11 protein-coding genes are annotated in these 11,879 nt (G+C 51.3%); 5 read left to right on the forward strand and 6 right to left on the reverse strand.

The annotated features are described in order from the left end of the window. The first annotated feature begins 167 nt into the window (after positions 1-167). Positions 168-737, forward strand: a complete 570-nt coding sequence (locus tag BBD38_RS05295) for a GNAT family N-acetyltransferase (RefSeq protein ID WP_066685516.1) — start codon at positions 168-170, stop codon at positions 735-737. A 59-nt stretch (positions 738-796) separates the two neighbouring features. On the opposite strand, the gene BBD38_RS05300 is transcribed toward BBD38_RS05295, so the two are convergent. Continuing rightward, positions 797-1,867 carry a glycosyltransferase gene (locus tag BBD38_RS05300; RefSeq protein WP_066685519.1) on the reverse strand — a complete coding sequence of 357 codons (1,071 nt, stop codon included), beginning with the start codon at positions 1,865-1,867 and terminating at the stop codon, positions 797-799. A 17-nt stretch (positions 1,868-1,884) separates the two neighbouring features. Then, complete coding sequence (locus BBD38_RS05305) at positions 1,885-3,117, reverse strand: LL-diaminopimelate aminotransferase (RefSeq protein ID WP_066685520.1); 1,233 nt, start codon at positions 3,115-3,117, stop codon at positions 1,885-1,887. A 301-nt stretch (positions 3,118-3,418) separates the two neighbouring features. On the opposite strand from BBD38_RS05305, the gene BBD38_RS05310 reads away from it, so the two are divergent. From BBD38_RS05310 to BBD38_RS05325, 4 genes are all read left to right on the forward strand, one after another. Next, on the forward strand, positions 3,419-4,399 hold the full coding sequence (locus BBD38_RS05310; protein WP_172807765.1) for a Gfo/Idh/MocA family protein: 981 nt from the start codon (positions 3,419-3,421) through the stop codon (positions 4,397-4,399). 262 nt (positions 4,400-4,661) lie between these two features. Next, positions 4,662-6,185: a DUF1538 domain-containing protein gene (locus tag BBD38_RS05315; protein WP_066685523.1), complete on the forward strand. Its 1,524-nt coding sequence runs from the start codon at positions 4,662-4,664 to the stop codon at positions 6,183-6,185. A gap of 16 nt (positions 6,186-6,201) precedes the next feature. Next, positions 6,202-6,597 carry a hypothetical protein gene (locus BBD38_RS05320; RefSeq protein WP_066685525.1) on the forward strand — a complete coding sequence of 132 codons (396 nt, stop codon included), beginning with the start codon at positions 6,202-6,204 and terminating at the stop codon, positions 6,595-6,597. After that, entirely contained in the window at positions 6,572-6,907 is a 336-nt protein-coding gene (locus tag BBD38_RS05325) for a P-II family nitrogen regulator (RefSeq protein WP_066685526.1), read from the forward strand. The genes BBD38_RS05320 and BBD38_RS05325 overlap by 26 nt, the downstream gene beginning before the upstream one ends. Positions 6,908-7,002: 95 nt before the next feature. Here the strand turns inward: BBD38_RS05325 and BBD38_RS05330 are convergent, their stop codons facing one another. The 4 genes from BBD38_RS05330 to BBD38_RS05345 all read right to left on the reverse strand — a co-directional run bounded on the left by BBD38_RS05330 (position 7,003) and on the right by BBD38_RS05345 (position 11,670). Beyond that, the gene (locus tag BBD38_RS05330) at positions 7,003-7,944 is read right to left on the reverse strand and encodes a nucleoside hydrolase (RefSeq protein WP_066685528.1); all 942 of its coding nucleotides are present in this window, start codon (positions 7,942-7,944) and stop codon (positions 7,003-7,005) included. A 94-nt stretch (positions 7,945-8,038) separates the two neighbouring features. Then, complete coding sequence (locus BBD38_RS05335; RefSeq protein ID WP_066685530.1) at positions 8,039-9,118, reverse strand: substrate-binding domain-containing protein; 1,080 nt, start codon at positions 9,116-9,118, stop codon at positions 8,039-8,041. Positions 9,119-9,185: 67 nt separating this feature from the next. Then, on the reverse strand, positions 9,186-10,148 hold the full coding sequence (locus tag BBD38_RS05340; protein ID WP_066685531.1) for an ABC transporter permease: 963 nt from the start codon (positions 10,146-10,148) through the stop codon (positions 9,186-9,188). A 28-nt stretch (positions 10,149-10,176) separates the two neighbouring features. Beyond that, positions 10,177-11,670 carry a sugar ABC transporter ATP-binding protein gene (locus BBD38_RS05345; RefSeq protein ID WP_066685532.1) on the reverse strand — a complete coding sequence of 498 codons (1,494 nt, stop codon included), beginning with the start codon at positions 11,668-11,670 and terminating at the stop codon, positions 10,177-10,179. Positions 11,671-11,879: the final 209 nt, after the last annotated feature.

The raw sequence follows: 11,879 nt of genomic DNA on the forward strand, positions 1-11,879 counted from the left end.
CCGAAACCGGGTTACATTAAAATACACAGCCCGCATTTTCATGAAACCGTTTTTTTACATTTTAATCTTTTTATCCGCCGCAACGCCGGAATCCCACCGGCCTTCCATTTTCCGCGCTGTATTTTATGGTATAATAACTTCTGATTCCTGTACTAAGAGGTGTTTTCATGAATTCGTCCCAGCTCAGGCATTTTGCACGGTCGGGCGCGGAGAGCTTTGCCGGCGATCCGCTGTATGTAAGCTGTATTCCCGATGAAAAGGAACGCAAGAAAGTCCTTTACCACCTGCTGATGGTCCGCTTGTCCATTTCAAACAGGGAGGATATCCTTGTGGTCGATGAAAAGGAACGCGGCTTATGCGTTTTCCGGCCCGCCGGTCAAAAATATTCCATCGGGGATTTTTTCCGCTGCTTTAACACCCTGCCTTTGATAACGCGGTATATCCTCCCGGCCATGCGGATTTTGTCGTTTTCCAACCGGCTCGATCATTCCGTGTTCGGCGAGAACACATTGCTGGTCGAGCCGGTATTTGTCGTGCCCGAATACCAGGGCCAGGGGGTTGCGACCGGCTTGATTTCCAAAAAAACGGAAGAGTTCAGAAAAGCGGGAATTCCCTGCGGACTTATGATCCAAAACAAAAATAATGTGGGTTTCTATAAAAAATTAGGCTTTCACGTCATCAAAAAGGAATCCGTCGAAAGATATGGATTTGATAATTATTATATGAAAACGGAATAACCGATGTTCCAAACAAAAAAGGAGCCGCGTAAATACGCGGCCCCGCCGTTCTGTTCTGTTTACATCACGCGTGCGCCCACCGCACGCAGCGCCTTCTCATATTTTTCCTTGCAGTCCGAAAGCTCATATTCTTCCTTGATATCTCCGCGGGCAAGCTCGCCCATGTGCTCGCGCGCCGCTTTATTCCTAAGCTCCATCATGCAGTCGCAGCAGCGGTCCACATTTCCGACCTTCACAAGGTAGCCCGTTACGCCATTGAGGATATATTCGCTCGCACCCACCGTGTCCGACGCCACCACCGGCACCTCGCACGCCATGGATTCAATTCCCGGTACGCCGAAGGCCTCCGCGCTGCCCATCTGCACCGTCGCATCCATCGTATTCAAAACTGCCGGGATATCCGCATTCTTCACGTGTCCCGTAAATTCCACCTTATCGGCGATACCCATGCTTTGCGCTTTTTGCTTAAGATTGTTTTCAAGCGACCCCGTGCCCACGATCTTAAGGGTCGCCGCGCCCGTCGTTTTTTCGAGGTACTTCGCAAAAGCGTCCATCACAAGGTCGACGCCGTTCCCGTACTCAAGCGCTTTTAAAGAACCAAAGCACATCGAGTCCCCGGGCTTTTCCGTGTCGAGCTTTTTAAATACTTCCGTATCCACGCCAAACGGGGCTACAAAATATTGCTGCTCCTTTTTATAGAGGGACTGTACGCGCGTAATCACATTCGGGGCCGCCGCCAGCACGCCGGACGCATGCTTCACGCTTTTCTTCACAAGGCCCTTTCCGCCGCGGTCCGCGCCCTCGTATACGTCGGGGCCAAGCACCGTTAAAAGCACATTCGGGGCCTTTGCCTTTGCCGCCAGCACGCCGTATGTCATCGCGCCGAATGCGTTTACCACGCCGAAGCCGCCGGACGCGAGGTCGCTTTTCAGCTGTGCCGCATTTTTCTTATAACCGCCCTGCGCCGTGGTGAACGGAAGGTATTTCACCGTTACCTTTTCGCTGAGTTCACCCTGCTCGTCCTTTTGCTCGGGCAAGGAAAAGACCGTAACGTCGTGATCCTCCGCGAACGCGTTCGCCCATTTGATTGTGTGCGGCGAATTTGCCGCCGCCAGAAATGCGATTTTCATTATGATACTATCCTTTCCTACTTTAAATTTGCAAGGCGTTCAATTGCCTTTTCCGTATTTTCCTTGGTGTTGAACGCGGTCAGGCGGAAATATCCCTCGCCTGCGCTGCCAAAACCACTGCCCGGCGTTCCCACGACGTTCGCTTCCGAAAGGAGCTTGTCGAAGAAATCCCAGCTTTTCATATTGTCCGGCGTTTTCAGCCACACATAGGGGGAATTGACCCCGCCGTATGCCGTAATACCGATTTTTTCAAGTCCCTCGCGGATGATCTTCGCGTTTTCAAGATAGAACGCAATGGTTTCGTCCACCTGCTTTTTGCCTTCCGCCGAATAAACCGCCGCCGCGCCGCGCTGCACGATATAGGAAACGCCGTTGAATTTGGTCGTGTGCCGCCGCAGCCACATCGCGTTCATGCTCACCTTCTCGCCCCTGCTGTTTTCGCCCATGAGTTCTTTGGGGACGATGGTATACGCACAGCGCGTGCCCGTAAAGCCCGCCGTCTTGGAAAAGCTGCGGAATTCAATCGCGCACGTCTTTGCCCCGTCAATTTCATAAATGCTGTGCGGTACGTTTTCATCCGTAATAAAATGTTCGTACGCGCCGTCAAAGAGAATCAGCGCGCCCGTTTCGTTGGCCCAGTCCACCCAGACCTTAAGCTCCGCTTTCGTCATTGCCGTGCCCGTCGGGTTGTTGGGCGAGCACAGATACATCACGTCCACCTTTTTCCCGGGAAGCGCGGGCACAAAGCCGTTTTCCGCCGTGGTGGGGATGTAGGTGATCTCCGTGAATTTGCCGGTCTCCCCGTCAAATTCACCCGAGCGGCCCGCCATCACGTTGGTATCCACATATACGGGATACACCGGGTCTGTCACGCCGATTTTGCAGCCCGGCGCAAGCAGTTCCTGGATGTTGCCCGTATCGCATTTGCTGCCGTCCGACACAAAAATTTCATCCATGCCGATCTCCACCCCGCGCGCCGCATAGTCGTTCTCGCGGATGGCCGCGCGCAGGAACTCGTAACCCTGCTCCGGACCATAACCCATAAATGTTTTCTCGTCCGCCATTTCCTGTGTCGCCGCGTCGATCGCCTGCAATACCGCGGGCGCAAGCGGCCTTGTCACGTCGCCAATGCCGAGGCGGATAATTTCTTTATCGGGGTTCGCTTCCGTATACTCGCTTACCCTGTGCGCAATCTCCGAAAATAAATAGCTTCCCTGGAGACGGCCAAAATTGTCGTTTACCTTAAACATAGTTCTTTCTCCTGTCCCTTCCACGGACGCGCAGGCGTCCGGTTATTCAGCCAATACAGTGCTATTGTAACCCATCTTCCGCATAAAACTCAATAGATTTCATGAAATTAACGCAACGCCTCGCGTGCGGCAAACGATTTACCGGAAAAATTCCCCCTATGGCCGTTTTTTATACCGCTTTCCGGAGCCTTTTCCATGCACGCTGCAAAATCCGGCGCCGCTTTCCCAAAAATCCCTTGCGAAAAAAATGCGTATGTTGTATGTTTATTCTAATGAAGATAATAAAAGGACGGGGCTTCTCATGAAATATGCAATCATCGGCACTTCCTGGATCACGCAGGCCTTTATCGACAGCGCGAACACGCTGACGGATTTTACGCTGGGCGGCGTCTATTCGCGCAGTCTTTCGCATGCGGTGGAATTCGCTTCCAAAAACAATTGCGATTACGCTTACGACGACCTGACCACGCTTGCAAAGAGCGGTGTGGACGCGGTTTATATCGCAAGCCCAAACTCCCTGCATTACGAGCAGGCCAAATTGTTTCTTACGCACGGCAAGCATGTCATTTGCGAAAAGCCCGCCGCCGTATGGCCCGAGCAGCTTCGTGAACTGCACGACCTCGCGCAGGAAAACGGCCTCGTATTTATGGAAGCCATTATGATGCTCCACCAGCCCCATCTCGGCACGGTGAAAGAGGCCCTCAAAAAGCTGGGGAAAATCGGCATGGCGCGCTTCGATTTCTGCCAGTATTCCTCGCGCTACAAATTGTACCTCGAGGGCGGCCTGCCGAATATCTTTAACCCGGAATTTGCAACCGGGTGCATGATGGACCTGGGGATATATGTCGTTTATCCCGCCCTGTGCCTGTTTGGCCGCCCAAAAGAAATCATTACGCGTGCCACCCTGCTTCCCTCCGGCGTGGACGCCGGCTTTGCCAGCCTGTTCGTGTACGAGGATAAACAGGTTGTGCTCACGGCTTCCAAGGCGGCGGAAGACCGCATCGGTTCCGAAATCCTCGGCGACCGGGGCACCATGACCATTGACGCGCTGTTCGAGCTTTCAAAAATCGGTATTGAATATACCAACGGCAAAAAAGAGCCCATTATCGGCGAAGTTTCACGCCTTACGCTGATGGCAAACGAAGCCAGGGATTTTATCCGCTATATAAAGCATCCCCAGGAGTCCGCGCAGGAGCTCCGGGACGCGCAGCAGCTTTCCCTCGACGTACTCGAGGCCCTGACCGAAATGCGCAGGCAGGCGGGCGTTTCCTTCCCCAGGTAAAATCCTGCCGGGGTGCCGGTTTTGACGGTTGTCCAAATTCGCATACAAATAAAATAGACAGGAAAGCAAAAGAGGGAAACGGTGTCTCCCTCTTTTATTCTTTCGCGTCTTTTTCCGCGTAGTTATACGCTTTTTTGCCGCCCGCGGTTGAAGAAACCGTCTTTTTTTGTTATACTGTCCATAAAGTTGTCTATGACAAACTGTTTTGTGAAGCTGTTTACTGTCTATTATAAATGAAAAAAAGCGGAGAGGTTTATTCTGTTTGAATAAGAATTTAGCGGCAAAATTTAAAGAGGCCCTCGTATCGGTTCTGCCGATCACTGCCATCGTTTTGCTGCTCAATTTTACCGTTGCTCCCATGACGGGCGGTACAATTGCGCTCTTTCTTGTGGGCGCGCTGCTCCTGATCGTAGGTATGGCGCTTTTTTCCCTCGGCGCGGACATCGCCATGATGCCGATGGGCGAGCGGATCGGTTCCCAGCTTACCAAAACGCGCAAGCTTGGGCTGCTGGTCGTCGTCGCGCTTATTATGGGCATTGCCATCACCATGGCGGAGCCCGATTTGCAGGTGCTCGCGGACCAGGTCCCCTCGGTTCCGAATATGGTCCTCATCGTCGCGGTTGCGGTGGGGGTCGGCCTGTTCCTCGTGCTTGCGCTCCTGCGCATCATCTTCCAGAAGAAGCTTGCCGTCATCCTGATTTTGCTTTACGCGGCTGTGTTCGGCCTTGCCATTTTTACCTCCGAGGACTTCCTCGCCGTGGCCTTTGATTCGGGCGGCGTAACCACCGGCCCCATTACGGTGCCTTTCATCCTTTCCCTCGGCGTCGGCGTCGCGGCGGTGCGCGGCGGGCGCAACGCCCAGGAGGACAGCTTTGGCCTCGTCGCCATCTGCTCGGTCGGCCCCATTCTCGTAGTCATGATTATGGGCATGCTTTTCAATTCGTCGGGCGGCTTTGCGGCCGATCTCTCCATCCCTGAAGTAAACGATTTCGCAGGCCTCATGCACGCGTTCGGCGAAGGCTTCCCCGAATATTTCCGCGATGTCGGCATTGCCATCGCGCCTATTATCGCATTTTTTATTATTTTCCAGGTCATATTTTTAAAGCTGCCGAAAACGCAGCTCTTAAAAATGGCTGTCGGTATGGCTTACACCTATATCGGCCTTGTTCTGTTCCTCACCGGGGTAAGCGTCGGCTTCATGCCCGTCGGCAACTATCTCGGCGCGCAAATCGGTTCCCTCGGTTATAATTGGGTGCTGATTCCGCTCGGTATGGTCATGGGCTTTTTTGTGGTCATGGCCGAGCCCGCGGTCCATGTTTTAAACAAACAGGTGGAAGAAATCACCGTCGGGGCAATCTCCCGGAAATCCATGCTTTTAAGCCTTTCCATCGGCGTTGCGGTGTCGGTGGGGCTCGCTATGGTGCGCGTGGTGACGGGCCTCAGCATTTGGTACTTCCTTGTGCCCGGCTATGCCATTGCCCTCGGCCTTTCCTTCTTTGTACCGAAAATTTTTACAGCCATCGCGTTTGACTCGGGCGGCGTCGCGTCCGGCCCGATGACCGCCACCTTCCTGCTTCCCTTCGCAATGGGCGCATGCAGCGCGGTGGGCGGCAACATGCTGACGGACGCGTTCGGCATCGTTGCCATGGTCGCCATGACCCCGCTCGTTACAATCCAGATTATGGGTCTTTATTACAAAATCAAAACCAGGAATGATTCGGCGCAGCTCACAAAGGGTATCAAAGAAGCAGCGGCGGCGGACGAAGATGAGATCATCGATCTTTAAAGGGGGAGGAATATTTATGGCGGAACCGATGCACCGGAAAATCAAAATGCTGATTACCATCATAGACCGCGAAAAAGGCGAGGACGTCGTACGTGCGCTGCGGGGCGAAGGGCTTCACTATAATATGATGCTTATGGGCCGCGGCACCGCGCCTTCCGAGCTCCTTGACATTTTGGGGCTTGGCGAAACGGAAAAATATGTTATACTGAGCTTTATAAAGGAAGAAAAGGTCCCGCAGGTCATGCATATGCTGGAAACGCGCCACGAGCTGTGCGAGGCAGGGAACGGCATCGCTTTCACCATCCCCCTCGGCAGTGTCGGCGGGCCGACGACGCTTATGTTTCTCTCACAATTGGCTGAAAGGTTGAAGGAAGAGGGTAATATCCATGGAAACATCCCAAAGAGAATTTGAACTGGTAATTACGATTGTGAACCGTGGGTTTGCCGACGAGGTTATGGACGCGGCAAAGGCGGCGGGTGCGACGGGCGGCACCGTATTATATGCGCGGGGCACGGGCATACACGAAGCAGAGCAATTCTTCGGCATTACCATCCAGCCGGAAAAAGAGGTCGTCCTCATCCTGGCAAAGCACGAAACCCGCAACGCCATCATGAAGGCCATCTGCAAGGGCGCGGGCCTCACCACCGAGGGCCACGGGCTTTCCTTTTCCCTGCCGGTGGACGATGTGATGGGCATCGTGCATATGAACAGGGAAGGATAAGGCTCTTCTTTGGTATCGCCCCGGATAATTTTTGGAAATTTGGATGATACACAAAAAAGCCTGAAATAATATTTCCGGCTTTTTTTGTACATCGTTTAAAATACAGACGCAAACTCTTCAAAAAACGCATCCGGGTTTACTTCGTAAGCGACCTCATGCCTTCCGTTCTCATCCTCTTCAAAAAACGTATATCCCAGGAGGTCCCTGCTGGTCGTTTCTACGGTAATATTCCCTCTTTGGAACTTACAGATATTCTCGTTAAAGATCGTCGCGATAGCAACCGGATCATGGTAGCATAATTTCTTCGCTTCCAGCGGATCGTAGTCAATCCACGCTTTCGACATTTCAACCAGAATCGGCGGCATTTTTTTGGCCAGCGTATCTTTAAACTGCTCCGGCGTAAGATATACCTGTTGCGTAATATCCTCCCCGACAGCCCGGAAAAGCGGCAGGGTATGCCCCATCACCATAGCGGTCGCGTAACCGTCAATGCTTCCGTTCCAGTCCAAATTGCATCCCTTGGTCGCGATGCTGTAGGAATTATCGTTTACCTTTTTTGTCCACGTCCTCAACTTATACTGGGAATATTTCCCTCCCATCATATACATCCCCTTAAGAAGAGACGGCAGCTCGGGGTCCATCTGGAACAGTACGCCGATATTGCTGAGCGGCCCGATTGTCGCCAGGATAATTTCACCTGGGTTCTCCCGAATTGTCTGCTGCAAAAAATGCAGCGCCTGGTTCATCGGGAACTCTTCCTTATGTTCCCAGTGGTCCAGCAAATGTGTCTGGGGGCAAAAGCTCTGATGCTGCTTTTTCAGGATGCACGTTTCCAGCCCGGGATAAATCGGTATGTCCGGCTTTCCCATGGAATTACACACCGCGCTGACAAGCTTTGCCCGCGGCACGGCGTCCCCGGTGACGGTTGTAACTCCAATCAGGTCGCTTTCAGGATGCGCGCACAGGTAAGCGATTGCGCATGCGTCGTCCATATCCTGTCCAATATCAGTGTCCAATAGAATTTTCTGTTTCGCCATATTTAAACTCCTCTCCGTATTTCTTTTGAAACCCGGCGTCCGCTATAGCTTCCGGACGCCGGATTATCCACAGGTTGCTCCTGTCTCGCGCGTATTACGAAGGAAGGTCTGCAAGATACTTAATCTTGTCAAGGAATTCCTGTACGTTGTCTTTTGTGCAAAGCTGCTGGTCGATCGCAATATCGGATACCGCCTCGCCCTGAATGGACTTCAGTGCAAGATCAAAGGCATTCGTTATAATCTGTGTCCCATCCTGATAAAGCGTCGCCGAAAGCGTTCCGTCCTTTACGCCGTTTACGGCGTCTTCAATTCCGTCGATCCCGAAAATCTTGATTTGATCCTGGAGTCCCGCGCTTTTAACGGCCTCTGCCGCTCCAAGGGCCATTTCATCATTCTGGGCGATTACGGCATCAATGTTTTTCCCGCTGGAAAGCCAGTTTTCCATCAGCGCCAGTCCTTCCTCACGGGAATAGTTTGCGCTTTGATCGAATACGATGTTATATTTGTCGGGGTTCTGGTTTATCACATTGTCGTATCCCTCCGAACGCAGGATTTCCGCCTGGTGCCCAATTACCCCGCGCATAATTGCGACGTCGATTACTTTGTCGTCGTCAAACAGGGACGTCATATATTCAACCTGCTTTTCAGCGCCCGGAATATCGGGGCAACTGCTCCACACCTGACCGACTTTTTCGTTAATATCGGTTCCGACCGAAACAACCGGAATCCCCGCGGCGATTGCGGCTTCATAGGAAGGCTGCAGGGCCGTGCTTTCCTGGGGGTTGCAGATAATCGCATCCACCCCCTGGTTGATGAAGTTTTCCATCTGGCCGACCTGGTTTGACGCATCGCCCGCGCCATCAAGGATGAGCAATTCAATGTTCGGATAATTCTCCGCCACATAGGCCGTCAGTGCCTTTTTCTCGTTTGCGACAAATTCGTTGCTCAAATCCTGGAAGGTGATTCCTATCTTCGCCGTAATATCGTTTCCCGCGCCGGTATTATCCGCGCTGCCGGAAGCCGACGGTTCTTCTGCGGCAGGTGTTCCTGCGGCGGACTCCGTTTCCGCAGGCTCGTCTCCGGTTGTCTGCGGCTGCGAACATGCGGCAAACAGCCCCACGCACATAACGGCAACCAATGCCAAGGTTAGAATGCTTTTCATACTTTTTTTCATTTCTCTTCTCCTGTAATTTATTATTTATTGTCGGCCGCTTGTTTGCGGCCGGATAAACCGGGCGATATTAAACTTCCGAATTGTTTTTCCGGTCGAGGAAAACCGCGATTACAATGATGCAGCCTTTTACAATCTGCTGGTAGTAAGAGGAGACGTTCAGTATATCGAGTCCATTGCCGATTACGCCGATCAGCAGCGCCCCGATAATCGTTCCAAGAACATTTCCCCGCCCGCCGGAGAGGCTGCATCCGCCAATAACAGCCGCCGCGATTGCATCCAGCTCATATCCGTCGGCAGCCTGCGGAGAGGCCGCATTCAGCCTTGAAGTCAGCGCCACGCCGGCAATACCGCAAATAACGCCGCCTATTACATATGCAAGAATCCTTACCCTGTCCGCGTTGATACCGGCGGCAACCGCTGCCCGGTTATTGCCGCCGACGGCGTAAACATGTCGGCCGAATTTTGAATAATGCAATACAATAACCGAAAGCACAATCAGCACGATAAAGATTACGACCGGCGTCGGTATTACGCCGACAAAGCCCTGCCCGATCGCCTTGTAGGAGTCGTTCAGGTTTGTAATCGGCCGGCCGTCGGAATATACGAGGCTGATACCCCGTATAATCGTCATAATACCCATTGTCACGATAAATGCGGGCAGCTTTCCCTTCGCGATAAGCAGGCCGTTAATCAGACCAAACAATGCGGCGACGCCTACGCCGGCCAAAATGGCCAGCAGGATCGGCGATTCATCGGCTGCTCCGCTGACGGAGTAGTGGGCGGATACAAGTCCCGCCAGGCACAGCATCGCCCCGGCCGAAAGGTCGATACCCCCGGTAATAATAATGAAGGTCATGCCGAGCGCCACCATGCCGTTGAATGAAATTTGCCTCAGCACAGTCATCATGTTCGCGCCCGTCAGGAAATTCGGGGTCGCGATGCTGATAATAATGAATACCGCTGCAAATGCAATGTAGATACCAAATTTAGATATCGAGAGAGTGTTTTTCTTTGACAATGAATTGTTCATTGTGCATACCTCCAGTCAAAATGTTAATTTATTGGGTAATTCCTGAAGCAAATCGCATAATACGTTCCTGCGTAAGTTCATCCCTGTTGAGCGTCCCCGTAATCCTGCCCTCGCACATCACAACCGCGCGATCGCACATGCCGATAATTTCCGGCATTTCAGAGGAAATCATGATAATTGCTTTTCCCTGCCGGGCCAGCTCCCTGATTACGGTATAAATCTCATATTTTGCATTGACGTCGATTCCACGGGTGGGATCGTCCAAAATGATAACGTCGCTGTTTGTCAAAAGCCATTTCGCTATTACTACCTTTTGTTGGTTTCCACCTGAAAGGCTTTCCACAATTTGGGACAGGCCCGGTGTTTTAACATTTAATTTGCGCACCATCTCCGCACATGCATTTTTTTCTTTCCGGCGGTCCACCAGGCCGAATTTCGTATAATCCGACAGGCTGACAATAGACATATTGTCTTTTACGGAAGCAATAAGGTTGAGGCCGGTCAACTTCCTGTCCTCGGGCAACATGGCAATCCCGTTTTTGATCGCGTCAAGCGGCTTGCCGACCAGGATTGTTTTTCCATCCTTTTCTATGGTTCCCCTGCTGATTTTGTGCATCCCGAAAATGCTTTCCACCAGTTCCGTCCTGCCCGCGCCCATCAGTCCTGCAATTCCCAGTATTTCCCCGCGTTTCACAGAAAAACCGACGTCATACAAAAGATGATCCACACAGAAATTTTTTACTGTAAAATATGTTTCTCCCGGCTCCGAAAGGCTTTCCGGAAACATCATATTCATTTCCCTGCCCACCATGTCTTTAATCAAGCTGTTTACCGTCACGTCCTCTTTCCTGTTTTCACTGATTTTTGTTCCGTCGCGCAAAACGGTAATCCTGTCTGAAATATCAAATATCTCTTCCATCTTGTGGGAAATATAAATAATAGCAACGCCGTTTTTCGTTAATTTCCTGATTTGTTCAAATAGGTGATCGCTTTCCTTTTGTGTGATGGCCGAGGTCGGCTCATCCATAATGATAATTTTTGCATAACGCGAAACGGCCTTTGCGATTTCCACAAGCTGCATTTGGGCAACGCTTAATTCCTTCATCTTGGTTCTGGGATTGACTTCCAGATGAAACTCCGCCAGCAGCTTTTTCGTATCCTCAAGCATCTTTTTTCGATTCACAAGGCCGCCTATTTTGGCAACCGGCTCCCTACCCAGGTAAATGTTTTCCATAACGGTCATTTCCATGACGGGCATAAGCTCCTGATGTACCATGGCAACCCCGTGTTCCAGCGCATCGACGGTACGGTGGAATTTTACCGGTTTTCCCTCTAAGATGATTTCGCCCGAATCCGCGTGGTATAAGCCTGCAAGTATTTTCATTAATGTCGATTTTCCCGCGCCATTCTCTCCAACCAGCGCATGCACTTCACCGGCCCGTATATCGATGCTCACATTGTCAAGCGCCTTTACGCCGGGAAAGCTTTTGCTGATATTTTTCATGAATAAAACCGCATTCATAATCTGTACTCCTATCCGAATATTAGTGATTCCGCTATAACGTCGCCATATTTTATCGTATTTCTATTGTTTTATTTTCATTTTGCGAATTTTATATTGAATTAAAATTTGAAAACTTGGTTTTTTATCGTTTTTCGTGATCTCACCCAGAATTCTAATAAAATTATTTTCGTTTGTCAATACTTTTTTAATAATTTTATTAATTTACA

It is taken from the genome of Christensenella intestinihominis, assembly GCF_001678845.1.
In the GTDB taxonomy this organism is placed as follows: Bacteria; Bacillota; Clostridia; order Christensenellales; family Christensenellaceae; genus Christensenella; species Christensenella intestinihominis.